At 66.4% G+C, this 24224-nt stretch carries 15 protein-coding genes and 1 pseudogene; 2 read left to right on the top strand and 14 right to left on the bottom strand.

Annotation, left to right across the window (positions count from 1 at the left end; genetic code table 11):
- Window positions 1-1686 carry a flotillin family protein gene (locus FG93_RS10815; RefSeq protein ID WP_052513615.1) on the top strand — a complete coding sequence of 562 codons (1686 nt, stop codon included), beginning with the start codon at window positions 1-3 and terminating at the stop codon, window positions 1684-1686.
- Window positions 1687-1799: 113 nt separating this feature from the next.
- On the opposite strand, the gene FG93_RS10810 is transcribed toward FG93_RS10815, so the two are convergent.
- The 4 genes from FG93_RS10810 to FG93_RS10795 form a co-directional block, all read right to left on the bottom strand.
- Entirely contained in the window at window positions 1800-2420 is a 621-nt protein-coding gene (locus FG93_RS10810) for a hypothetical protein (protein WP_043234365.1), read from the bottom strand.
- 148 nt (window positions 2421-2568) lie between these two features.
- Window positions 2569-3222 (bottom strand): DNA-3-methyladenine glycosylase I, encoded by a 654-nt coding sequence (locus tag FG93_RS10805; RefSeq protein ID WP_052513614.1) that lies wholly within the window; start codon window positions 3220-3222, stop codon window positions 2569-2571.
- A complete protein-coding gene (locus tag FG93_RS10800) occupies window positions 3219-3512 on the bottom strand; it encodes a YciI family protein (RefSeq protein WP_043234363.1) in 294 nt (97 codons plus the stop codon). Before FG93_RS10800 ends, FG93_RS10805 begins: the two co-directional genes overlap by 4 nt.
- An 89-nt stretch (window positions 3513-3601) precedes the next feature.
- Window positions 3602-4213 (bottom strand): TetR/AcrR family transcriptional regulator, encoded by a 612-nt coding sequence (locus FG93_RS10795; protein WP_052513625.1) that lies wholly within the window; start codon window positions 4211-4213, stop codon window positions 3602-3604.
- A 329-nt stretch (window positions 4214-4542) separates the two neighbouring features.
- On the opposite strand from FG93_RS10795, the gene FG93_RS10790 reads away from it, so the two are divergent.
- Entirely contained in the window at window positions 4543-5181 is a 639-nt protein-coding gene (locus tag FG93_RS10790) for a VOC family protein (RefSeq protein ID WP_043234360.1), read from the top strand.
- Window positions 5182-5370: 189 nt separating this feature from the next.
- Here the strand turns inward: FG93_RS10790 and FG93_RS10785 are convergent, their stop codons facing one another.
- The 10 genes and pseudogenes from FG93_RS10785 to FG93_RS34010 form a co-directional block, all read right to left on the bottom strand.
- Entirely contained in the window at window positions 5371-6519 is a 1149-nt protein-coding gene (locus FG93_RS10785) for a Gfo/Idh/MocA family protein (protein ID WP_244448564.1), read from the bottom strand.
- Window positions 6516-7565: a sugar phosphate isomerase/epimerase gene (locus FG93_RS10780; protein ID WP_043234359.1), complete on the bottom strand. Its 1050-nt coding sequence runs from the start codon at window positions 7563-7565 to the stop codon at window positions 6516-6518. The genes FG93_RS10785 and FG93_RS10780 overlap by 4 nt, the downstream gene beginning before the upstream one ends.
- A 4-nt stretch (window positions 7566-7569) precedes the next feature.
- A complete protein-coding gene (locus FG93_RS10775) occupies window positions 7570-8604 on the bottom strand; it encodes a LacI family DNA-binding transcriptional regulator (RefSeq protein WP_043234357.1) in 1035 nt (344 codons plus the stop codon).
- A gap of 2 nt (window positions 8605-8606) precedes the next feature.
- The gene (locus tag FG93_RS10770; protein ID WP_043234356.1) at window positions 8607-9560 is read right to left on the bottom strand and encodes an ABC transporter permease; all 954 of its coding nucleotides are present in this window, start codon (window positions 9558-9560) and stop codon (window positions 8607-8609) included.
- Window positions 9557-10501, bottom strand: coding sequence for an ABC transporter permease (locus FG93_RS10765; RefSeq protein WP_043234355.1), 945 nt, complete (start codon window positions 10499-10501; stop codon window positions 9557-9559). Before FG93_RS10765 ends, FG93_RS10770 begins: the two co-directional genes overlap by 4 nt.
- Window positions 10498-11997, bottom strand: a complete 1500-nt coding sequence (locus FG93_RS10760; RefSeq protein ID WP_043234353.1) for a sugar ABC transporter ATP-binding protein — start codon at window positions 11995-11997, stop codon at window positions 10498-10500. The genes FG93_RS10765 and FG93_RS10760 overlap by 4 nt, the downstream gene beginning before the upstream one ends.
- 2 nt (window positions 11998-11999) lie before the next feature.
- The gene (locus tag FG93_RS10755; protein ID WP_043234352.1) at window positions 12000-13034 is read right to left on the bottom strand and encodes a substrate-binding domain-containing protein; all 1035 of its coding nucleotides are present in this window, start codon (window positions 13032-13034) and stop codon (window positions 12000-12002) included.
- Window positions 13035-13259: 225 nt separating this feature from the next.
- On the bottom strand, window positions 13260-21110 hold the full coding sequence (locus FG93_RS33830; RefSeq protein WP_052513613.1) for an autotransporter-associated beta strand repeat-containing protein: 7851 nt from the start codon (window positions 21108-21110) through the stop codon (window positions 13260-13262).
- A gap of 697 nt (window positions 21111-21807) precedes the next feature.
- On the bottom strand, window positions 21808-22662 hold the full coding sequence (locus FG93_RS33540; RefSeq protein ID WP_244448563.1) for a bifunctional diguanylate cyclase/phosphodiesterase: 855 nt from the start codon (window positions 22660-22662) through the stop codon (window positions 21808-21810).
- Window positions 22663-22680: 18 nt separating this feature from the next.
- A pseudogene (locus tag FG93_RS34010) lies at window positions 22681-23418 on the bottom strand (diguanylate cyclase); the annotation flags it as partial.
- Between the last annotated feature and the right edge of the window lie 806 nt (window positions 23419-24224).

The following is a 24224-nucleotide window of genomic DNA, read 5'->3' as shown; positions in this document are numbered from 1 at the left end:
ATGGACTATGTTTCCGTCCTCACGATTGCCGGAACGGCGATCACGCTCATTATCGGCATCGGCGTGGTCATGGCGGCGCTGTATACGCGCTCGACCCGGGACAAGGCCTATGTCCGCACCGGCCTCGGCGGCAAGAAGGTCGTCCTGGACGGCGGCTCGGTCATCCTGCCGATCTTCCATTCCTATTCCTGGGTGCAGCTGAGCACGCTGCGGCTTGAGGTTCAGCGCAGCGAAGGCGAGTCGCTGATCACGGCCGATCGCATGCGCGCCGATATCACCGCCGAGTTCTACGTGCGGGTGAAGCCGGATGCGGACAATATCGCCCTGGCGGCCCAGACCCTCGGCGACCGCACGAACAATGCCGACCTGCTGAAGACGCTGGTGGAGGCGAAGTTCGTCGACGGACTTCGCTCCGTCGCTGCGACCATGAGCCTGAAGGACCTGCAGGAAAAACGCTCAGAATTCGTGAAGGCCGTGCAGGATGCCGTTGCGGCCGACCTGCAGTCCAACGGTCTCGAGCTCGAATCCGTCTCGCTCACGCGCCTCGACCAGACCGACATCAAGCATTTCAACCCGAACAACACCTTTGACGCCGAGGGCCTGACCGCGCTCACCCGCGTCACCGAGGAGCGGCGCCGCGAACGCAATGAGATCGTTCGCGAAAACGAGGTGGCGATCGCGACGAAGGACCGCGAGGCGGCGTTGCAGCGCCTGACGATCGCGCGCGAGCAACGCGACGCCGAACTCAACCAGCAGCGCGACATCGTCAACAAGACGGCGGAGACGCGCGCGGAACAGGCCCGTGCGGAGCAGGCCGCGCGCCTGGCCGAGGAGACGGCCCGGCTCGAGACCGAACGCGGTGTCGCCAAGAACGAAGCGGAGGCACGACAGGCAAAGGAGACCGCCCGCATCACGGCCGAGCGCGGCATTGCCGAAAGCGAGGCCGAGGCGACGCGCATCACCGAGACGGCCAGGATCGACGCCGCCATCGCCGTCGCACAGAAGAGCGAGGCCGAGTCGCAAGCCAAGGCCAAGGCGGAAGAAGCCAAGGCCGCGGCTGTCACGGCCGAGGAACAGGTCGCGACCGCACGCGCCGTCGAGATCGCCGAACGCGCCAAGAAGATCGCCGTCATCGACGCTCGCAAGGATGCCGAGCAGGCCGCGACCGGGATCACGGTCAAGGCCGAGGCCGAACGGGAAGCCGCCGAGAACCTCGCAGCGGCCATGCTGACCCAGGCGCAGGCCGAGGCCGATGCCGCCAAGTTCCGTGCCGGCGGCATCATCGAGCTCGGCGAGGCGGAAGCGAAGCGCGAGCGCGCGCTCAACGAGGCTCGCAATTCCCTCTCGCCGCAAATGGTCGATTTCGAGCTGACGAAGCAGCGGATCGCCGTCATTCCCGAAGCTCTCGCGCAGGCAATGAAGCCGATCGAGAAGATCTCCGATATCAAGATCTTCAGCGCCGGCGGCCTGCTCGGTGCCATGGGCGCAGGGAGCGCAGGACCTGTCGGCTCCGCGGGCCCGATCGCGGATCTCAGCAGCCAGCTTCTCAGCTACGGCGCGCAAAAGCCGATCGTCGATGCGATCCTGGCCCAGGCCGGCTTCGCAGGAGACGATCCCGTCCATGCCTTGCTCAACGGAACGCAGCGCCAAATCGCGCTTCCGACGACCGAAACCGGCGCGGCGTAAGCGAGCGAGCGCCGCGCGATATCAGGCGCGGCGCTCTCAAGCACCGCTTGGTCCCATGGGTTGAGGGCCAGAAAGCAGGCCGGGCGAAGGTTCCAGTGTGGACCGCCCCGTCGTCAGAGGCCAGAAGACTGATCGATAAGCGTCAACCGGGGGATTTTGGTCCCCCGGCCGATGATGGCGCCGGGGGCGATGACCGCGTTCGCGCCGATCCGCACGTGATCCCCGACGAGCGCCCCGAACTTGTCGACGCCGGGCTCCACGACCTGCCCATCGAAGACAAGGCGGATGGCCTTCTCCTCCCATTCGTTGCGATGGTTCGCAATGATGGCACCGGCTTCGAGATTAACGTCCGCGCCCAGGATCGAGTCGCCGACGAAGTTGAAATGCGCGAGCTTCGATCCCTTGAACATGAAGCTCGACTTGAGCTCGCATCCGGGCCCGATGATGCAGTTCTCGTCGAGGAACACGCCGCCACGCAGATAGGCCCCGGCCGCCAGGAAGCAGCCCGGCCCGATAATCGCGGGCCCCTTCAGGACAGCCCCGCTCTCGATGGTCACGGTCCGGTGCACGGCGATGTCGCCCTCGCGCCTGTAACCGTCATCAAGATAGTGGAGCGTCGCCCCGACCAGTTGCACGGCCCTCTGGGTTACCTGCCAGGCGCAATGATCGCCCCGCCCGAATGGCGAGTCCGGCCAAGACGTGACGAATTGTGCGATCCGCAGATCGGCAGACATGGCGCCTCCTCACTCTCCATGGGCATGAGACGCGATGTCAGCGCCGGTCGTCAGTTGATAGTCGCGTCTGTCTCGCCTTCAAGTCGGGATAGCGCCCACAGCGTTGAATTGCAGTCTGTTCGGCAGGAGCTTGGCGAGATGCTGCCCGTCAAAGCGACGCGGTTGGTGACGCCTCGACCGTCGTCGTCGATGCTCCGGGTCTCCTGAACGTTGCGCGTGCCGCATCGACGTCAGCGCGGATGACGCAATCTTCGCTGTGATCGTTCACGAGGCCCATCGCCTGCATGAAGGCGTACACCGTCGTCGGCCCGACGAACTGCCAGCCGCGCTTCTTGAGAGCCTTCGATAATACAACCGACTCCGGCGAGGTGGATCTGGTCTGCGCTTCGCCCGGCAGCGCTTGGCCGAGATCGAAGCTCCAGACCCACGCTGCCAGGGAGCCGAACTCGCGAACGATCTCTTCGGCCCGCTGCGCGTTGTTGATGACGGCTTCAATCTTGCCGCGATGGCGGACGATGCCTTCGTCCGCGAGCAACCGCTGGACATCCCCCGCATCGAAGCGGGCGACACGGGCGATATCGAAGCCGTGGAACGCCCGCCGGAAATTCTCGCGCTTGGCGAGGATGGTGCGCCAGCTCAGGCCCGACTGGAAGGCTTCGAGGCTCAGCTTCTCGAAAAGGCGATTATCGCTACTGACGGGAAAGCCCCACTCCTTGTCATGGTAGGACAGAAACTCCGGAGCCGCGGCACACCATCGGCAACGCAGGCGGCCATCCGGCCCCGGGATCGTGGTCCCGCTCATGGCAGATCCTTCAGGAAGGCGAGCCGGTCATCGGTCCGGCCGGGCGCGATCTCATGCAGTTCGATGCGGACAACATCCTCCGCGACGAACGGGTCCTCGGCGAGGCGTGCCATCAACTCATCCCGCATCATGCCCTGCGCCAGGATGGCACCGCCGCCCCCGGGCTTCAGGCTGCCGGCGAGCAGAAACGCGCCGTCGTCGAAGCCCTTCTTCAGCCAGGCGTTGTGGCCGTCCATCAAGCGGGCCGCGCTGGGCCTGTTGGTCGACAATCGGAGCAGGACTAAGAACATCGGCTTGCCTCGCGAAAGTGGCGCGCAGCTTGCCGCCGAGCGCGCCGAATGATGTGGGTTGGAATGGCGGACTTCCCGGGAAGTCCACCCTATGCGCTCACGGAAGAAGCGCTGCCTCTCGCATCGGGAGGCCGGGCCAGGCTCGCGCTGACCCATTCACGCATGAGCTGGACTTCCCGCGCGGCGAACTCCGTGTCGTGGAAGGCGTTGAGCAGCGTGGCGACTCCTTGGCTACGCATCAGCAGATGCATCGCCAACCGGTCGGCATCCGCCTCCTCGCAGCCTGCCGCGCGGAACTGCCGGGCGAGCCAGGTCCGGAAGATGGTGAAGAGTTTGTTCGCCTCGCTCCGCGCAGCATGGTTCAGCTTGGCCAACTCGCTCGTCAGCGTGCCGATGGGGCAGCCGTAATGCATGATCTTCGCGCCATTGACGGTGAGGATCTCGACGAAACTCAGGATGCGTTCCTCGGGCGTCGCGCCGCCGATCTCCCATCGCTGCATCATCGCCATCCTGTCCGCGATCCGCTTCTCGATCACGGAATCCAGGATCTCATCCTTGGTCTTGAAGTGATGATAGAAATTGCCGCGCGAAATCCCGACCGCATCCGCGATATGCGCGAAAGACGTGTGGTCGAAGCCTTGCCTGTAGAAGAGATCATCTGCGGCGGCGACGATTTCCTGGCGTGTCGTGGTCCGGCTCATCGCATCTCTCCGCAGGGCGGCATCGACCATGTCAGGCGGCGGCACGCTCGCCGAAAATGAAGGGATAATCGGCGTATCCGGTCGCATCGCCGCCGTAGTCACCAACATCAAAGCCCTCCGATCTACCTAGGACGACCGCCCTAATTCGCTTCTAGGGCAATCGTCCTACTTTGTCGAGTGGCCAGCTCCCCGGGGAACTGGCTCCCGAGGCAGCGTATGGGGGACATTCGCGAACGCTGAAGGCGGAGTCCAAGAAGGGCTGGAACGCTGGCACTGCTCCCGGCTAGGATCGCACTCGGACCCCATCCGCTGCGCCCGCTGGCCGAAACATGCTCAAGCTCGACCATCTCTCCGTGATTGCGCCGACCCTGGACGAAGGGGTTTCCCACGTTCGGAGCTGCCTCGATCTCGATGTCCCCTTCGGACAACGCCATGGCTTTATGGGCACCCATAACCACCTGCTCCAGCTTGGCGGTACCGTCTATCTGGAGATCGTCGCGCTTGACCCCGATGCCGAAGGGCCAGGTCGTGCACGCTGGTTCGGCCTCGATGATAGCAGTGCCGTGAAGGCCGATTGGGATGCCGGGCGCCGCCTGCGCGGCTGGGTCGCGCGGACGGATACGATCGACCTTGTCCTGCGAGGCCGCGAAGGCATCTTCGGACGAAAGGTCTCGCTGCCATGGTCCGACCCTTCCTTTGACTTCGCCATCCCCGATGACGGCGCCCTGCCCTTCGACGGAGCCGCCCCCTCCATCATCGACAGGCGCGGCAAGCCGCGGGCGATGGCTGCGATCGCGGATCTGGGTGCGCGGCTGCGCGCGTTCACGCTTCAACACCGTGACGCGGCGGCGCTCTCGGCGCTCTATCGCGAACTCGGGATCGACCGCCCCCCTGTCATCGTACCGGGCGATGATCTGCGCTATCGCGCGCTGATCGAAACGCCGGCCGGCGTCAAGGAGCTGTCCTGAGCGACCCGAAGGCCCGCTCCATGGGACGGGGGGCTTCACCGCCCGGAGAACGGCCACCGTCTGCTCGCCACCAAGCGCTTGGAAACAGCAGACGATGCCGAGGCGGTGACGCCCGTTCGCCGGAATGTGGAAGCCACTTGCGCCTTCCACCTGATCCGGGGCTCCGCTACTCCAGCGAAGCAAGCTCCTTCAGCCCTTGAGCTTCGTCCAGCGCGCATTTGCCTTCGATGACGCCACCGCGGCCTCGATGAAGGCCATGCCCTGAAGCCCGTCGTCCAGCGTCGGGACCATGCAGTCGCCGGGGATGGGCTCTCCGGCCTGACGCGCCCGGATGGCGGCGGCGGCCTCCCGGTAGATCGTGGCGAAGGCTTCGAGATAGCCTTCGGGATGCCCGGCCGGGATGCGGGTGACGCGGGCTGCTGCCGCATTGGCGCCGCCGGAGCCGCGCGTGACGATGCGCGGGGGCTGGCCGAAGGACGACCACTTGAGCTGATCGGGCTGTTCCTGCGCCCATTCGAGCCCGCCCTTGTCGCCAAAGATCCGCAGGCGCAGGCCGTTCTCGTTGCCGGGCGCGACCTGGCACGCCCAGAGGCTGCCGCGCGCGCCGTTCTCGTAGCGCAGCATGATCTGGACATTGTCGTCGAGGCGCCGACCGGCCACGAAACTGGTGAGTTCGGCCGAGATCTCCGTCACCGCAAGCCCCGAGACGAAGCCGGCCAGGTGAAAGGCATGCGTGCCGATATCGCCGACTGACCCGCCCGCGCCGGAGCGCGCTGGGTCCGTACGCCATTCCGCCTGTTTCTGGCCGGTCTGCTCGAGCGGCTCAGTGAGCCATTCCTGCGGGTACTCGACCTGGACGACCCGGACTCGGCCGATCTCGCCGGCTGCGACCATGGCCCGGGCATGGCGAACCATGGCGTAGCCGGAGTAGTTATAGGTGACCGCGAAGACCACGCCCGCGCGTTCCGCCGCCGCCTTCAGGCTTCGCGCCTGCTTCAGGCTCGTCGCCAGCGGCTTGTCGCAGATCACATGGATGCCGCGCTTCAGGAAGGCGAGCGCGGCCGGCGCATGCATGTGGTTCGGCGTGACGATGGCCACCGCCTCGATGCCGTCACGACGCCGCGCTTCCGCCCGCGCCATCGCCTCGAAATCGGCATAGACCCGTGCCGGATCGAGACCGAGTGCAAGGCCCGAGCGCTGGGCCTTCTCGGGCGTGGAGGAGAGCGCGCCGGCGAGAAGCTCGTATTCGCCATCGAGACGCGCCGCCATGCGGTGCACCACGCCGATGAAGGCGCCCTCGCCGCCGCCAACCATGCCGAGCCGGATGCGCGCATTCATCGGGTGAGCCCCAGGAGTTTGCCGTTGGTCGCACTGTCGGCGCCGCTCGCAGCGAAATCGTCGAAGGCCCGTTCGGCCCTGCGGATCATATGGCTGCGGACGAACGCCGCTCCCTCGGCTGCACCCTGTTCAGGGTGCTTCAGGGCGCATTCCCATTCGACGACAGCCCAGCCCCGATAATTGTACTGGGTCAGCTTCGAGAAAATGCCGGCGAAATCGACATGCCCGTCGCCCGGCGAGCGAAAGCGACCGGGCCGCTCGACCCAACCCTGATAGCCGCCATAGACGCCGGAACGACCGGTCGGGTTCAGTTCGGCATCCTTGACGTGAAAGGCGCGGATGCGCGCGTGGTAGATGTCGATGAAGGCGAGATAATCGAGCGCCTGCAGCAGGAAATGCGAGGGATCGTAGAGGATGCTCGCGCGCGGATGTTCACCTACGGCCTCAAGAAACCGCTCGAAGCTGATGCCATCATGAAGATCTTCGCCGGGATGGATTTCATAGGCGAGATCGACGCCGGCCTCGTCGAAGGCGTCGAGAATGGGCCTCCAGCGCCGGCCCAGCTCCGAGAAAGCTTCCTCGATGAGGCCCGACGGCCGCTGCGGCCACGGATAGACATAGGGCCAGGCCAATGCACCGGAGAAGGTGGCATGCGTGGCGAGGCCGAGGTTCTGCGATGCCTTGGCCGCGAGTTTGAGCTGTTCCACCGCCCAGGCCTGCCGCTCGGCCGGCTTGCCGCGCAAGGCAGGGGGCGCAAAGCCGTCGAAGAGCAGGTCATAGGCCGGATGCACGGCGACCAACTGGCCCTGGAGATGGGTCGATAGCTCGGACACCTGAAGGCCATGGCGATCGAGCCTGGCGGCGACGTCCTCGCAATAGGATTTCGACTGCGCCGCCTGCGCGAGATCGAACAGCGCCGGGTCGTTGGTCGGAATCTGGACGCCGACATAGCCATGCCCGGCCGCCCAGCCGGCAAGGCCATCGAGACTGTCGAAGGGCGCCGTCGGGCCGACGAACTGGGCGAGGAACAGGGCTGGACCTTTCATCGTCTCATTCCTTCGTTCTCGGGTTGGGGTGCGGGTGCTGTCGCACGGGAGCGGTGGAACCGCGCACGACGAGGCGCGTCTCCATCACCAGATTGGCGGCGGCCGGCTCCTTGCCGAGGAGACCGATCATGCGCGCCATTGCCTGCCGCCCGATATCGAAACGCGGCTGGTGGATGGTGGTCAGGGGCGGCACGAAGGCGTCGGCGAGCACGATGTCGTCGAAGCCGACGACCGAGACGTCGCCGGGGACCGAAAGCCCGCAGGCGCGCAATTCGCTGATCGCACCGAACGCCATCTGGTCGCTGGCCGCAAACAGCGCCGTGAAGCTCGTGCCGGTCTCATTGAGACGGCGCACGGCCTTGCGGCCGGCGTCCAGGCTGAAATCGCCCTCGACGATCAACGCCTCATCGGCCGTGATACCTGCCGCGGCGAGACCGCTGCGATACCCTGCCAGCCGGTCGACGGCGAGCCGCTCCGGCAGCGGCCCGGTGATATGGGCGATGCGGCGGTGGCCGAGCTCGAGCAGGTGCTCGACGGCCTGCCGGGCCGCCGCGATGTTGTCGATCGAGACGGTCGGCAGGACGAGCTCGGGAAAGGTCTCGAGCGCGATGACGATCGGCGGCAACCGCGACAGCTCCGTCTTCAAGGCCTCCGGGAAACGGCCGACCATCAGGATGAGCCCGTCGGCATGGCGCGCGCGCACCATGTCGACATAGTGGGTGATGCGCTCGTCATCATCGCGCGCATCGCCCATCAGCACCTTGTAGCCGGCCCGCATGGCCGCCTCTTCGACGCCCTTGTAGATCTCCAGGTAGAACGGGTTCGAGATGTCGCGCACCAGCAGGATGACCGTGCGGGTCGCGCGGCTCCTGAGATTGCGCGCCTGGGAATTCGGAACGAAACCCGTCGCCGCCACGGCCTCGAGCACGCGTCGCCGCGTCTCCGGCTGCACCTTGTCGGGGCGCTGCAGCGCGCGCGAGACGGTCGCCGTCGAGACGCCGGCGAGTTCCGCGACCGTGGCAATGGTGGGCACGCTCATCGTCAGACCCGCAGCCGGGCCTGGCGGCCATAGAGCAGCATCAGCACCAGGAGCGTCAGGCCGAAGATCATCTGACGGCCATAGGTTTCAAGCTGCAAGGTCGTCAGCACGCTCTGCAGCAGCACGAGCGCAAGTGCGCCCAGGACAGTGCCGAGATAGCCGCCGGCCCCGCCTGCGAGCGAGGTGCCGCCGATGACCACCGCAATGATCGAGGTCAGGACGTACTGGTCGCCGACGCTGATGAAGGAGCTGCCGGTGTAGCCGATGACGCAGACCCCCGCGAGGCCGGCGAACAGGCCGGAAAAGCCGTAGAGCAGGCAACGGATGCGCGCGACCGGAAGCCCGACGAGCATGGCAGCGCGCTCATTGGCCCCGATCGCGTAGACGCCAAGCCCGAAGGCCGTGCAGCGCAGGACGAAGCCGAGTGCCAGCGCGATGACGGCCCAGACCAGGAGGATGCCGGGCAGCCCGAACAGCAACGGGCGATTGACGAAGGCCATCAGGGCGGGCGCGGCATTGCCGGACGGCACGCCCTGCGAATAGACGACGAGGCCGCCCTGGATGATCGCGGTCATGCCGAGCGTCATGACCAGCGGCGGAATCCGGATCACGGTGACGCCAAGCCCGTTGACCAGCCCGATGGCAAAGGTCACGGCGCAGGCGGCCAGCACCGCCGGCAGGATGGCGGCGTCCTGTCCGGCCATGACGTTGCCGGCGATGACCGCACCGAGCGAGACCATCGGACCGACCGAGAGATCGATGCCTTCGCGCCCGCCGAGAATGACGAGGTTCTGCCCGGCCGCGACGATGCCGAGGATCGCCGCCACCGTCGTCAGGCGGACGATCTGGTCGCCCTGGGCAAAGCCCGGCGACAGCGCTTCGCCGATGGCGAGCAAGAGCGCGATCGCCCCTGCGGCGAGCGTCAGCGGATTGGTGAGAAGGGCCCGCGCCGTCATCGCCGCGTCACCAGCACGCCGCCGGCCAGCGCCGCGAGCACGATGACGCCCTGGACCAAGGTCTGCCAGGCGAAAGGCAGGCCGGCGAAGAAGATGACATTGCCGATCATGCCGAGCACCAGCGCGCCGAGCACCGAACCGACCGGGCTGCCCGAGCCGCCGGAGAGCGCCGTGCCGCCGAGCACGACGGCCGAAATCGACGAGAGCGCGAGGCTCTGTCCGAGCAGGGGATCGCCGCTCGCCGTCTCGCCGGTCAGGCACAGGGCCGCGAATCCGGCAAAGAGGCCTGACAGGACAAAGGCGCCGATGCGGATGCGCTCCAGCCTGAGACCGGTCTGAAAGGCACCGACACGACTGCCGCCGACGGCAAGCAGATGCGCCGCGAAGGGCCGGCGGGCGAAGACGAGCGTAAAGGCGAGACCGGCCAGCAGGATCCAGAGGACGACCGGCAGCCCGAGCAGCGTCGCGCCATAGCTACGCCAGAACCGTTCCGGAACCGGCAAGCCCGCCTGCGGCAGCACGAAAAGTGCCGCGCCCGCGAAGACGATACCGGTCGCGAAGGTGGTGACGATGGCCTGGAGCCGGAGCAGCGCGACGAGCAGGCCGTTGAGAAGCCCGCAGAGCAGCGCGGTCGCGAGCCCCGCCAGCATGCCGGCAAGGATGGCCGCCATCCCCTCGCCTCCGATCGCCGCGATGACGCTGACCGTCACCACATTGACGAGCGCGGCCATGGCGCCGACGGAAAGATCGATATCGCCGCTGAGCACGACATAGGTCTGGCCGATGGCGACAAGCGCCAGCGGCAGGAATGTCGTGAGGTTCGATTGCAGCACCGCAGGCTGGACGAAGGACGGCTGGAACGCCGTGTTGACCAGGACGAGAACGATCAGCGCGGCGAGCGTCAGCATCCAGGGGCGGCTGCGGATCAGAGCCGTGCTCATGCCACCTCTCCATAGGAGGCGCGCGTCAGGTGGAAGGGATCCAGCGTGTTCTCCGCGAGCTCGGCCACGATCCGCCCGGCATTGAAGACGGCGACGCGATCGCACCATTCCAGCAGCTCGGCATCTTCGGAGGAGTAGATCAGGATGCTCGCGCCTTCATCGGCGAGCTGCCGCATGATCGCCAGCAGATCGGCCTTGGCAGAAAGATCGATGCCCTTGGTCGGATCGTCGAGCAGGATGACGCGCGGCCCCGTCGCGAGCCAGCGGGCGATGAAGACCTTTTGCTGGTTGCCGCCCGACAGCGTGCCGATCGCTGCGGCGAGGCTCGCATATTTCGTCCTGAGGCTGTCGGCATGCTGCGTCGCGCGCGGCACGAGCGCGCTGCGTCGGACGAGCGCCCGCTTCTCGCGGACAAGGACGGCGGCGATCAGGTTCTCGAAGATCGAGCGGCCGCTGAGGGCGGCGTCGCGACCGCGGTCACCGGAGACATAGGCGAGGCCGCGGCGGATGGCATCGGCCGGCCGGGCCGGCATGAAGGGCTCGCCCGCCAGCGTGACCGCCCCGGAGGAAAACGGCAGGACGCCGAACAGCCCTTGCAGGAAGGCCGACTGCCCCTGCCCCTGCAGCCCGCCGAGACCGATGATCTCGCCCGGCGCCACCCTGAGCGAGACATCGCGCAGGCGTGGGTTCGAGACATGCGCCACGACCAGCCCGGCCTCCGCCTGCACCGCAGGCGGGCGCCGCCCGGCAGCGGGGCGAAGCTTCGTCTCGCCGACCATGTGCCGCACGACCGTGTCGCGATCAGTCTCGGCCGATGCGAGCTCGGCAACCGTCGCCCCGCCGCGCATCACCGTGATCCTGTCGGCGACGGCAAAAACCTCGTCGAGACGGTGCGAGATCATCAGGGTCGAGACCCCCTCGCTCTTGCGCCGGCGCAGGATCTCGAAGAGCCGCTCGGCCTGCCGCCCGTCGAGCGCGGCCGTCGCCTCGTCCAGGATCAGGAGGCGGGGCTCGCGGGCAAGCACCTTCAGGATCTCGACGATCTGGCGCAGATCCGGCGTCAGATCGGCAATCAGCGCCTCGGGTGTCAGTTCCGGCCCCGCGACGCCGTCGAAGAGCGCGATGAGTTCGCGCGCCCTCGCCCGCAGGCTGCGGCGGTCGATGAAGCCCAGCCGCGTGCGCGGCTCATGGCCGAGGCCGAGATTGGCCTCGACGCTGAGCTGCGGGATCAGGCTGAGCTCCTGGTAGAACAGCGCGATGCCGGCCCGTTCCGCATCGCGCGGGCCGCGGAAACGCCGCGGCTCGGCATCGATCGCAATGGTGCCCGCATCAGGCGCGACGGCGCCTGCCACGGTCTTGCACAGGGTGCTCTTGCCGCAGCCATTGGCGCCGAGAAGGGCGTGGATCTCGCCCGCCTCGACCCTGAGCCGCCCGTCGGAGAGAGCGACGACGGCGCCAAAGCGCTTGCCGACGCCCCGGGCCTCGAGGAGAGCCATGGCTATTTGAAATACTGCTGGGCCTCGTCGGGCGTCACGACCGCGGTGACCGACCAGTAGCCGGGCTTGCCATCCGCCTGCTTCAGGGCCGCCGGCAGGCTGGCATTGTCGACGAACGGGATCGGGATGTAGATGGCGTTGCCATACTGCCCCTTGAACACCCCGTCCTTGAACTCCTTGCCCATCAGGCGCAGCACCGCGACGTTGAGCGCCGAGGCCATGACGCCGGGCGGATTGACCGAGGCGCCGGAGTTCAGCTTCTGCTCGGACCACCGCGTCAGAAAATCCTTGCGGATCTCGCCGGTCGCAGCGGTCTGGTCCTTCTTGCCGGCGGCATCGATCGCGCGCCAGGCGCCATCCGCCATGCCGTCCTGCACCCAGACGCCGTTGAGCGCCGGATAGGTCGCGAGCAGGTTCTGCATCGCCTGCTGGCCCTTGGCCTGGTCCCAGTCGGCATTGGCCTGGTTCAGGACCTTGATGTCGGGATGCTTGGCGAAGACCTCGCGATAGCCCGCGACCCGCATCTCGTTGGCAGGATGGCCGGCGATGCCGTTGATGGTGACGATATTGCCCTTGCCATTGAGTGCCTTGGCCAGCCACTCCGCCGATTTCACCGCCCAGTCCTTCTGGTCGATGCCGACATAGATCGCGTCCTTGGACGAGACCTCGGCATCGGTGGACACGACGAGGATGTTGCGCGCCTTGGCCTGGGCGAAGACCGGGTCGAAGGCGGTCGGGCTGTTCGGGTTGATGATGATGGCGTTGACGCCCTGGTTCACGAAGTTGCGGACATGGCCGATCTGGCCTTGCACGTCCACGGTCGAGCTCTGGACCACGACTTCGACATTGACGCCCTTCGCCTTCCAGGCGGCGGCAGCGGCCTGGGCCTCCTCGATCATCTGCGTGCGCCATTCGCTGCCGACCCAACCGTTCGACAGCCCGATCTTGTAGGATTGTTGTGCGCTCGCTGCGCCGCTCATCGCGAGCACGGCGGCAGCCGTCAGAAGTCCCCTGCGGGTTGTGATGCCGTTGACCATCGTTTCCTCCCTTGTCCCGTATTAATCGGGACTACGGGCAGGATGTAATCGATTGCATCGAGCGTCAATACGCCAAATGGCTGGTTCGATTTACCTCATGGCGTCCTGGGATCAGAGGTGCGCCGTGAGGCGGCAAGGCGGCAAGGCGGCGATCAGCGCGGACTGCAACGAAGCAAGGGGCGCCCGAGGGCACCCCTTGCCGAAGGTCTGGCAGGTTTCGTCCGGTCAGAATTTGACGGCGAGACTGCCCTTGACGGTCTGCTTGATCGCATGGGCGCTGTACTGGCCGCCATAGGACAGGCTGAGCGTCGCATTGCGCGCCACGGCGAGGTCGAGCCCGGCATCGAGCACAGCCGCATTCTTCGCGATCGGGATACCCGTGATGCTGAAGGGGCTGCCGCCGGCGAATGACAGGAGCGAGGCTGGCGTGACATCGCCGAAGGCGTGCCGCCAGGCGAGCGCCCCGCGCAATTCCAGCGCCATGCCCTTCACGGTCACATTCGTCGATGCCCGCATGCCCAGCGTCGTGAAGGCGGTGCTCATGTCGGAGCTGCGGCCGGCGAGAGCCGCCGTGCCGCCCCGCTCGGTGAAGCCGTCGCTTTGCAGGTTGACATAGGCGAGGCCGGCAAAGGGCTCGAGCGCGACGCGCCCGGCATCGATGCGATAACCCAGTTCGCCGAAGACCTGTGCGGTCGCGGCGTTGTAGTCGCTCCTCAGCCGGTCGGAGAAACCGGTGAAGGAGACGGCGCGATCGATCGACAGGTCGTGCCAGCTATAGGCGGCGCCGGCGCGCAGTCCGAAAGCGCCCCACTGGCCGCCGCCATAGAGACCGAGATGGTAGTTGTCGCTGTTGCCAGAGGAAATCCGCCCCTTCGCCTCGAAGGTCGAACGGCTGTAGCCGCTGTAGAGACCGACGCGCCAGGTGTCGAAGACCGAGGCATCGGCGCCGAGCAGGAAGCCGCCGCTCGACCGCGACAGTTTCGACACGCCGCCCTGCGCCTCATTGCGTCCCCAGGAGCCGAAGCCCTGGCCCCAGACCGCGAAACGATCGTTGGGGACGAGCCGCGGCATCGGTCCGGTGACGGGCGCTGCCATATCGGCCGCGAAGCCATAGGTCATGACCGGTTGCTGCGAAGCCGCGACGGTCCCGAACGCCGACCTCAGGCGATCGATCGCCGTTCCGCGCACGACAGTGCTCTCCTCGACCAGGATGCCTTGCGCGGAGGCGTGCACCTCGCCTGACAGGGCGTCAAAAGCCTGGCGCGCCGAGGGGGCATCGAGCTTGACGATGGCATCATAGACCGGATTGCCGGTGCCGAGCTGCTCGCCTGCCAAGCCCAGGCTCGTCTGGTTGCGTGTCTGGCCGACGCTGCCGAACGAGACGTCGTTGCGTGCAATCGTCAGGAAGGTCTGCGAGGCATCATAGCTCAGGCCCGACGTCAGGAAGGCGAAATTGCTCGTCACCGAGGTGAACTGGCCGGACACGCCGCCAGCTGCATCGAAGAGCTTGAAGCGCACCGACGGCGGCATCGCGCCTGAGATCGCGGCGATCGCGAGCGTCGCGCCGGACACCGTGATGGTGCCGGTCGAGATGATCTGGTCCGACTGGCCGGCGCCATTCACCTCGACCTGATAGATCGAGCCCGGAGCGAAGCTCACGTTGCCGTTGACGGTCAAGGTGCCGATCGAGTTCCCCGGGGCGACAATGCCCCCGGCGAGCACGTTCAGGCGGCCGATCGTGCCATTGCCGCCAAGCGTCGCGCCGCTTTCGACGGTCACGGCGGAACTGGCGAGCGAACCGTTCACGGCCAGGCGCCCGGCGGCGATCGTCGTGGGCCCCGACAGCGTGCTGGTGCCGGTCAGGTTGAGCGAGCCCGTACCCGTCTTGGTGAAGCGGCCATTGCCGTTGATGGCGTTGGCGAATTGCGCGTCGCTGTTCTGGTCGATCACCAGGGCGGCGTTGTTCAGGATCGCGCCGCTGCCAAAGCTGGCCGCACTGCCGCGCAGCGTGCCGGCCGCGATCGTCGTACCGCCGGAATAGCTGTTGACGCCGGTCAGGTTGAGCGTGCCGGTTCCGAGCTGCTTCAGCGCTCCCGTCCCCGAAATCTCGCCGGAGAAGGCGATCAGGTCGGATCGGTTGAAGGCCAGCGTGCCGCTATTGGCGACGTTGCCGCTGATCGCACCTGTCGTGCCGCCATTGCCGATCTGCAAGGCGCCGGCGCTGATCGTGGTGCCGCCCGTATAGCTATTGGTGCCCGTCAGCGTCAGCGTGCCCGCGCCCATCTGCGTCAACGCGCCCGACCCGGATATGGCCCCCGAGAAAATCGGGTCATCCGAACGATTGAAGGCAATCCGGCTGTTGTTGACGACCGTGCCGGTGATCTCCCCGGTCGTGCCGCCGGCGCCGACCTGCAAGGTGCCGGCCGAGATCGTCGTGCCGCCGGTATAGGTGTTCGCGCCGGTCAGGATGAGCGTGCCCGCGCCCTGCTTGGTGAACCCGCCGGTGCCGCCGAGAGTCTGGCTCAGAGTGAAGCTGTTGGCCGCATCCGCGATGTCGAAGCCGCCGCCATTGCTGTCCCAGCTCACCGCCCGGCTGGTCGAGGTGAAGCTCGTGCCGGTCACGCGCAGCACGCCGCCATTGAAGACCAGGCCACTCGTAGCGTGGCCGAGATTGCTGTCGGACGAGACCGAAAGCGTGCCCGCGTTCAGCAGCGTGTTGCCGGTGTAGCTGTTGGTGCCGGAGAGGACGAGCGTGCCAAGATCGGTCTTCACCAGCTCGCTCGCACCGGTCAGGTTCGACGCGATGGTGGCGACATAGGAGGCGCCGCCCGAAGTGCCGTCGCCGACACGGATGATCGCCTGCGCGCCGCTGAGGGTGACCGTGCCGCCTTCGATCCTGTAGCCGTCCGCGGCGAACTGCAGGCCCGTTGCCGAGACCGCGCCAGGGCCGGTGTCGACCGTGACGATGCCGCTCGTGCCCTGGAAGACCATGAAGCCCGGGGCCGGCGCCGCCGGGCCGTTGATGTTGCCGTCCTGGCCGGTCCAGTTGCCGCTCGTCGCGCTCCAGATTCCGGCGCCGCCATCGATTGCGCCGTTATTGGCGTTGCCCGCCGTGCGGCCATCCCAGAACTTCAGGGTGAGGCCGTTGCTGTTGACCAGATTGACCTGGCGCGCGACGGAGGTCTGCACCGAGAGATCGCCCGCGGACACGCCGCCCGGCAGCGTGCCCAGCGCCAGGCCGCCATTCGTCAACGCACCGCCATAGTTGAACAGGCGATAGATGCCGCCGCCGAAGCCGCCGGCATTCGCGATGTTGAGCGTGCCGGCCAGCGTGAGATTGCCGGTCACGTCGACGCGATCGCTGCCGCTCGCGGTCGGGAGGTTGGGCAGGCCGAGATCGAAATCGAGCTGCGAACCCGAGGACAATGTCAGCGCGCCGACGTTCAGCACGCCCGTGGTCAGTGTGCCGGGATTGGCGCCTGGCGCCAGGCGGGCACCGCTGGCGATGGTGACCGCGCCGGCGATCGAGCTGCCGCCGGCCAGCGTCGCCCCGCTCTGCACCGAGACCGCGGTGTTGCCGAGCGAGCCCGACACCTCCAGCGTGCCGCCGCTGACCGTGGTCGCGCCGGTATAGGTGCTGGCGCCCGAGAGTTTGGTGACGCCCGTGCCGCCGGTACCCCCGGTCGTTTCGAAACTGCCGGCGCCGCTGATGGCGCCGCTGATCGTGATCGCGTTGTTCTTGTCGATCACGAGCGCACCGGCATTGGCGATATCGCCGGTGCCGAGTGAGCCCTGCGCACCGCCGCTGCCGACCTGCAGGATGCCGGCCTCGATCACCGTGCCGCCACTATAGGTCATGCCGTCGCCGAGGATCGTCGTGCCGCTGCCGCGCTGGGCGAAGCGCCCGGCGCCGCTGACGGCGTTGGGCGGCGCATAGGTGTCGGAGCGCTTGACCGCGAATTCGGCTCCGGCCGCAACCGCGACCGAGCCCGCGATCGAGCCTGACGCAAGGCCGTTGCCGATCTGCAGCGCGCCGGCATTGACGGTGGTGCCGCCCGTATAGGTGTTTGCGCCGATAAAGATCGTCCGGCCGGTGCCGTTCTGCTCGACCACGCCTACGCCGGCGCCGTCGGAAATCACCTTGTCGAAGATGTATTCGTTCGTGCGGTGGAAGGCGAGGACGCCGCTACTGCTGACATCGGTCGCAAGCGCGCCAGCCGTTCCGGCATTGCCGATCTGCAGCGTGCCGGCGGCGATCGTCGTGCTGCCGGTAAAGGTGTTGTCGCCCGCCAGGGTCAGGCGGCCCGTGCCCGTCTTGGTCAGCGAGCCCGCGCCGCTGATGACGCCGGCAAAGATCGAATCGGTGGTCGTGCCCGCGCTGAGCGCCCCGCCCGAACCGAGCTTGACCTCACCTGCATCGCTGAGTGCGCCGATGCCTTGCGAGAAGCCGCCAAGGTCGAAGGACGCTCCCGAGGAGACCGAGACATCGCTGCTCGCGTTCAACCGGTTGTTGCCGCCGAGCAGCAAGGTGCCGGCGACGATGGAGGTCGGGCCGGAATAAGTGCTGGCGCCGGTCAAGGTCAGCGTGTTGCTGCCAAGCTTGCGGAGCACGCCATTGCCGGAGATCACGCCGGCAAAGCTGGCAGCGTTCAGGTTGTCGAATTCGAGCACGCCGTTATTGGTGATAGCGCCGCCGATCGAACCATCATTCGTGCCGTCATTGCCGATCTGCAGCGCGCCGAAGGTGTTGATGGTCGTGCCACCGGAAAAGGTATTCACCGCCGTCAGCGTCAGGTAGCCGGCGCCGGCCTGGGTCAGCGAGCCGCTGCCGCTGATCACGCCGGCATAGCTGTATTGGCCGATGCGCCGGAAGATCAGCGCGGCATTATTGAGGATGTTTCCGTGAACTGCGCCGGTCGTGTCGTTGTCGCCGACTTGCAGGGCGCCGGCGCTGATCGTCGTGCCGCCGGTATGGCTGGCCGCGCCTTTCAGGATCAGCGTGCCCGCCCCGCTCTTGGTGAGCACGCCCGTGCCGGAGATATTGCCCGCCAAGGTCAGGCTGCCGGTGCGGTCGACGGCGAGCGCGGCGTTGTTGACGACATTGCCGACGAGCGAGCCGGTGCCGCCGCCATCGCCGATCTGCAATGTGCCGCCGCTAATCGTCGTGCCGGCCGTATAGGTGTTCGCCCCCGTCAGGATGAGCGTGCCGGCGCCCAGCTTCGCAAGTGAGCCGCCGCCGGCGATGACGCCTTCGAAGGTCCCTGAAATGGCGCCCGTGCTCAGCACGCCCCCGGTGCCGGTTTCAACCGTGCCGGCCCCGGTGAGCATGCGAACGCTCTGACCGTGTCCGTTGAGATCGAACACCGCGCCCGAAGCGATCGTCACGTTGCCATTGCCGTTCAGGCTGCCGCCCGCCCCCAGCTTCAGCGTACCGCCGCTGATCGTCGTGCCGCCGCTGTACTCTTTCGCGCTGGTGAATGTCAGGACGCCCGCGCTCGACTTGGTCAGACTGCCGGAGCCGTAGATGCGGGCTCCATGGCTCGCAGCGTTCACATTGTTGAAGACCAGGGCCGCGTTGACGAAAATATCCCCGCTGATCGAGCCATCCGTGTTGCCGTCGCCAATCTGCAGAGTGCCCGCGTTGAGCGAGGTCAGGCCGGTAAAGCTGTTGCTTCCGGTCAGGGTCAGCGTGCCATTGCCGGTCTTGGTCAAGGCGCCCGATCCGGAAATGTTGCCGGCGAAGGTGTAATCATTCGAGCGGCTGAAGGCGATATTGGCGTTGTTGGCGACATCGCCCTGGATCGAGCCCGTCGTCCCGCCGTTGCCGATCTGCAGGAAGCCGCCGCTGATCGTCGTGCCGCCGGTATAGCTGTTGTCGCCGGTCAGTATCAGCGTGCCATTGCCGCTCTTGGTCAGCGAGCCTGCCCCCGAGATCACGCCGGAATACGTCGCGGAGCTGAAGCTCATATCGCTCGTGAGTGCGCCGGTTCCGAGCCTGACCTCGCCCATCCCATTGAGCTGGCCGATTGTCTGGGTCTGGCCGTTGAGGTCGAAGACCGCACTCGCCGAGGTGAGCGCCACATTGCCAGTGCTGCTCAAGCTGCCGCCCGCACCCAGCTTCAGCGTGCCGCCATTGATCGAAGTTCCGCCGGAATAGCTGTTGGCGCCGGTCAGCGTCATGACACCGGCGCCATTCTTGTTGACTGCGCCGGAACCGCTGATGATCCCGCCAAAGCTGAAATCATTCGAGCGGTTGAAAGTCAGCCCCGCGTCATTGAGGATATTGCCGGTGATCGAACCCGTCGTTCCGCCATTGCCGATCTGCAACTGGCCGGCGCTCACCGTGGTGCCACCCGAATAGGTGTTGTCGCCCGTCAGGGTCAGGATGCCGGTGCCGGTCTTGGTCAGGCCAGCGCTGCCGGCCAGGGTCGCGCCAATCGTGCCGGCCGAAAGGTTGAACGCGGTCGTGGCCGTGAGCGTGCCCGTACCGGTGACGCTGCCGCCGGTCATCGTGAACGTCCCGACGCCGAGATCATAACCTGCGGTGACGTTGACGGTCGCGGTGCCGCTATTGGTCAGCGTGCCGATGCCGCTCATGTTGCCGCCGGTCAGCGAGAGCGTGCCGTTGTTCTGGTTGCTGATGTCGCCGGTGACGGCGACGTCGCCGCCAAGCACCTTGATCTGCCCGTCATTGTTGATGCCCTGGCCGGCGGACAGCACCGCCGTGCCGATCGGGCCGTTGAAATTGATCGTGCCGCCGCCCTGGTTGTTGATCGCGCCGGCATCGATGACGCTGCCGCCGACACCGACATCGATGACCGCGTTGTTGTTGAGCGTGTTGCCGGTGCCGCGAAGGGTCGCGCCGGCTGCGATGGTGATCGTGCCCGCGCCATTGCTGATGGTCTGGGCGCTGAGCGTGCGTCCGGTGCCGATCGAGGTTGCGCCGTGATTTGTGAAGGTGGTGATGCCGGTGACATCGTCGGCCGCGGTCGCGCCGCTCACCGACATGGCAACGCCGCCATGGACCAGGATCGTGTTGTTGAAGACGCCCGCCAGCGTGGTGGTGCCGCCGAGTTCGATCGCGCCGATCGAGCTGCCGGCGAGCGCCCTGATGCTGTTGGTGCCGCCGGTGATGACGATCGCGGCGGAAGGCGCGCCGGCCATCCCCGCGGCGCCGCCCAGGGCGCCGCCTGCGATCGTGCCGCTGTTGATGATCGTCAGGTTCTGCCCGATGATACCGTTGCCACCGGGCTGCAGCCGATAGGGCTGTGCGTTTTGGAAATCCGAGCCGCCGCCGCCGCCCTTGATCGTTCCAGTATTCGTGATCGTCAGGCCGGCCGAGCTGGTCGCGGTGATGCCGTTGCCGCCTCTGCCGCCGACGCCATTGCCGGAGGGATCTGCGAAGGGATTGCTGATGCCCGGCCCGGTGACGGCGGCTCCTCCGCCGCCATTGCCGCCGGTGATCGTTCCGGAATTGGTGAGAGTGGCGCCCGTCGAAACGATGATGCCGGAACCACCGCCACCGCCGCCGCCACCGCCGCCATAGTTGTAGGACTGAGCGTAGTTGGCAGCACCAAACCCGCCATGGCCGCCATTGCCACCGGTGATCGCGGCGCTGTTGATCATATCCGTGGTCAGTGTCAGCCCCGCACCGCCGGCGCCACCGCCACCGCCGCCCGCTCCCATGCTATAGCCGCCGCCGCCGCCGCCAGCGCCATCCGAGCCGCCGCCGCTGCCGCCTCGGTTCCCTTGTCCCGAGGTCGATCCGCCGCCGCCGCCAGGTGCGGTCGCGCTGCCGTCTCCGTAGGCGCCGCCCGCAGAACCACCGCCCGCCGTCGACCAGTTGGGCGCATTGCCACCGTTTCCACCATTGCCTCCGGTGAATTGCGCCAGCACAGGCTGCGTCGCGGCCAGCATGACCGGCATGACCAGCGCCGTGCAGGCAAGAAGCACCGCGCGGCGCCTGCGCCAGTGGCGGACCGGCAGGGCTGCCGCGTTGTTCACGGGAGCCATCCCGCCGTCGACGCCTGCTTCAGTCAGCCGAAGCTGGCGACCCGTCTCGATCTTTACGCTCATGGCGAAGCCCGAATCCCCCCAGGCGCCAAGCGCCTCAGTCCCTTGGCAACCCCGCTGGCGAGGCCACCCCTGTCGTCTCAATCAGCGCCAGTCAGGGCGCTGTCGGCCAAAAATCACATCAGATCGGCAGCGAGCACCGTCTCGCGCCGCCGTTCGTTCCCAGTCCGGCGCTTGTCGCGCAGCCGCGCCGGAGGCGCGGGGTGACAAGCAGCCGACCAAGTGTCGGGAAATCTCGGGAGCGGCTTCCACGATCACGCCGAGCAGGCCCCTCGCCGGCATGCCTCGCGAATGGTCGAAACCTTCGCCCGGGTGAGTATCGTCGGTACGCCAGGCAAGCAGCGCTCCCTCCCGGGCTCATCGCCCGTGCTCCGCCCTCCGGCGGAGCCTCCATGACCATCACCACCGCGAGCACGAAGCAGGAACCTGCCGCTGCGGCATCCCGGTCTTACCAGAACGCCCGGACGGGACCAGACGGCCACGGCCGCGTCATGTGAACAGTCGTTAGCATTTGAAGGGATTCATGATTTCATCCCTGCGAAACGCGCGCCATGTGGCCGATCAGGAGCCCTCGGCAGGCGACGGGCGAAACCAGGGCTGCAGGCCGTTCCGCACATCGCTGCCGGCAGCTCGGGTCACCCGAGCCGATGGCCGTGTCCGCCCCGACGGAGCGAATGTGAGAGACAGGCCGTGGCCGCCGTCAGGCCGCGAGGCGCATCTTCTCAAGACGCGAAAAGACCTGCGCGACGTCCGCAGCGGGCGTCGGAGGCCCGAAATAATAGCCCTGCACCTCGGTGCAACCGACCGCCATGACGGCCTCCAGCTGTTCCCGGGTTTCAACGCCCTCGGCGGTGGTCGTCATGTTCAGGCTCTGCCCGAGATGGGCGATCGAGGTGACGATGGCGCGGCAATCCTCTTGCACATCCATGTCTTTGACGAAGGACCGGTCAATCTTGATCTTGTCGAAGGGGAAGCTGCGCAGGTAGCTGAGCGAGGAGAAGCCGGTGCCGAAATCGTCCATGCAGGTGCGGATGCCGAATCCACGCAATTGGTGAAGCACGGCGAGCGTCGCATCGCTGTCCTGAAGCAGCACGGATTCGGTGATCTCCAGTTCGAGCTGATGAGCCGGCAACTGGGTGGCAGCCAGTGCGCTGAACACGATCTGCGCGAAGTCGTCGTTGCGGAGCTGGACGGCCGAAAGATTGACCGACACCCGCGTGCCGTTTGGCCATTGCGCGGCATCGGCGCAGGCGCGCCGCAGCACCCATTCTCCTATCGCCACGATGAGGCCGGTTTCCTCGGCGACCGGAATGAATTCCGCTGGCGAGATCGCGCCTCGGACCGGATGGGTCCAGCGCAGCAGCGCCTCGAAACTGACGATCTCCATCCGTTTCAGATTGACGATGGGCTGGTAGTAAACCTCCAGCTGGTTTTCCTGAAGCGCCCGACGCAGCGCATCTTCGAGCGCGCGCCGCGCATCGATCTGCTCTTCCATGGGGGCTTCATAGAAGCAGTAGGTTCCCCTCCCGGTGTTTTTCGCCGCGTACATCGCCATGTCGGCATGGCGCAGCAGCGAATCGCAATCGCTGCCATCCTTGACGGCCAGCGCGATGCCGACGCAGGTCCCGATCCTGATGTCGCGGCCACCGATACGAAAAGGCTGACCCATGCGCTCGACGATACGCCCGGCGATCCGGCGAAGCTCGTCGAGATCGGGGCGTCCGCGACACAGGACAGCGAATTCGTCGCCGCCGAAGCGAGAGACGATATCGCTGCCCCGGACCGCCTTCTTCAATCGCACGCTGACGGCTTTCAACAGGGCATCGCCCAGTTCGTGACCGAGCGTGTCATTGACGGTCTTGAACCGATCGAGGTCCAGATAGAGCACCGCGAAACTGCTCGCCTCGCCGCGATGCTGATCGAGCGCGCGCTCCAGATGTTCGCGAAACTGGGCGCGGTTGGGCAAGTCCGTCAACGCATCATGATGCGCCATATAGGCAATGCGTTCCTCCGATCGCCGGCGTTCGGTCACGTCCTCATAGGTCGCAACCCAGCCACCGTCGGGCATCGGCTGTTGCGACACGGAGCAGACAGTGCCGGCGGCAAGCTCGAACGAGAATGTCGCCGAGCGTGGTCCGGACGCGATTGCCTTTTGATGGGCGAGCATAGCAGCGAAGCGCTCGTCAGCCACAGTCGTCAGGCTCGCTCCGGGCTTGGTGCTCGTCGCCGGCAATTCGAACATCTGGCGATAGCGCTCGTTGCAGACGATCAGGCGATGCTCGCCGTCAACCAGCAGCAATCCCTGCGACATGTTGTTCAAGGCCGCATCGAAGCGCTGGTTCTGTGTCCGCAGCTCGATGTCGCGCAGCACCAGCATCTCGTTTTGAGTCTTCAGGCTGTCGTTCTTGCTGGAAATGTCCTCATTGGCCTGCTCGAGTTCGCCCTTCGCCTCCTTGAGTCCATCCGTGAGCGCATGCATCTCGCGATGGGCATGATTGAGCAGGCGGTTGCGAAAATGAAGCAGCAGAACCAGGCCAAGCGACATCAGTACGAGCGTCACGATGATGCCGGAGAAGAACCAGTGCAGACTCAGCAATTCGCGTTGATCGCCGTCGACCTGATCGCCGGACGTGCGATTGGCCGCGGCCGCGAGGCTCGACATCTTCTGGTCGAAAGGGGCCAGCCGAGCGCGGATCCGGGCAGCATTCTCCGGGGTGAGATTCTCGACCCATGGCTCGATATCGGTCAAGGCGTGGCGGAATTCTTCGACGGTCGCGCGCCGATCGGCACTCTGATTGACGAAATCCTCGAAGTCGCCGGAGCTGAGCAGGCTGAGGCGGTTGAGCAGGATCTGATAGCGCAGCGCCACCTCGTCGGCATCGACCTTGCTGGAGGGTATGCTGAAGCTGGCGACCCGTTCCTGGAAGCGCTGAAGTTCGACGACGGACTGGCTTGCGAGCCAGGTTACATTGTAGCGCGCGGTCTGCCGGATGAGGTTCTGCTGTTCGACGATAAGACTTGATACATACAATGCAGACAAAACGAGGCCGACAAGAACGGCCCCGAGCAAGGTTTCTATTTTTCGCATCTTCAGCATGAGTTGATCCGGCAGATTCT

Origin of the sequence: Allobosea sp. LC85 (assembly GCF_000735605.1) — a bacterium.
Lineage (GTDB): Bacteria > Pseudomonadota > Alphaproteobacteria > Rhizobiales > Beijerinckiaceae > Allobosea.
Note: the sequence above shows the minus strand (reverse complement) of the source record. Positions and strands in the feature narration are given on the sequence as shown.

Bases quoted from the DNA above. Each gene is read 5' to 3' on its own strand.
- FG93_RS10815 (WP_052513615.1), top strand. From the start codon at position 1: ATGGACTATGTTTCCGTCCTCACGATTGCCGGAACGGCGATCACGCTC.
- FG93_RS10810 (WP_043234365.1), bottom strand. From the start codon at position 2,420: ATGTCTGCCGATCTGCGGATCGCACAATTCGTCACGTCTTGGCCGGAC.
- FG93_RS10805 (WP_052513614.1), bottom strand. From the start codon at position 3,222: ATGAGCGGGACCACGATCCCGGGGCCGGATGGCCGCCTGCGTTGCCGA.
- FG93_RS10800 (WP_043234363.1), bottom strand. From the start codon at position 3,512: ATGTTCTTAGTCCTGCTCCGATTGTCGACCAACAGGCCCAGCGCGGCC.
- FG93_RS10795 (WP_052513625.1), bottom strand. From the start codon at position 4,213: ATGAGCCGGACCACGACACGCCAGGAAATCGTCGCCGCCGCAGATGAT.
- FG93_RS10790 (WP_043234360.1), top strand. From the start codon at position 4,543: ATGCTCAAGCTCGACCATCTCTCCGTGATTGCGCCGACCCTGGACGAA.
- FG93_RS10785 (WP_244448564.1), bottom strand. From the start codon at position 6,519: ATGAATGCGCGCATCCGGCTCGGCATGGTTGGCGGCGGCGAGGGCGCC.
- FG93_RS10780 (WP_043234359.1), bottom strand. From the start codon at position 7,565: ATGAAAGGTCCAGCCCTGTTCCTCGCCCAGTTCGTCGGCCCGACGGCG.
- FG93_RS10775 (WP_043234357.1), bottom strand. From the start codon at position 8,604: ATGAGCGTGCCCACCATTGCCACGGTCGCGGAACTCGCCGGCGTCTCG.
- FG93_RS10770 (WP_043234356.1), bottom strand. From the start codon at position 9,560: ATGACGGCGCGGGCCCTTCTCACCAATCCGCTGACGCTCGCCGCAGGG.
- FG93_RS10765 (WP_043234355.1), bottom strand. From the start codon at position 10,501: ATGAGCACGGCTCTGATCCGCAGCCGCCCCTGGATGCTGACGCTCGCC.
- FG93_RS10760 (WP_043234353.1), bottom strand. From the start codon at position 11,997: ATGGCTCTCCTCGAGGCCCGGGGCGTCGGCAAGCGCTTTGGCGCCGTC.
- FG93_RS10755 (WP_043234352.1), bottom strand. From the start codon at position 13,034: ATGGTCAACGGCATCACAACCCGCAGGGGACTTCTGACGGCTGCCGCC.
- FG93_RS33830 (WP_052513613.1), bottom strand. From the start codon at position 21,110: ATGAGCGTAAAGATCGAGACGGGTCGCCAGCTTCGGCTGACTGAAGCA.
- FG93_RS33540 (WP_244448563.1), bottom strand. From the start codon at position 22,662: ATGGCGATGTACGCGGCGAAAAACACCGGGAGGGGAACCTACTGCTTC.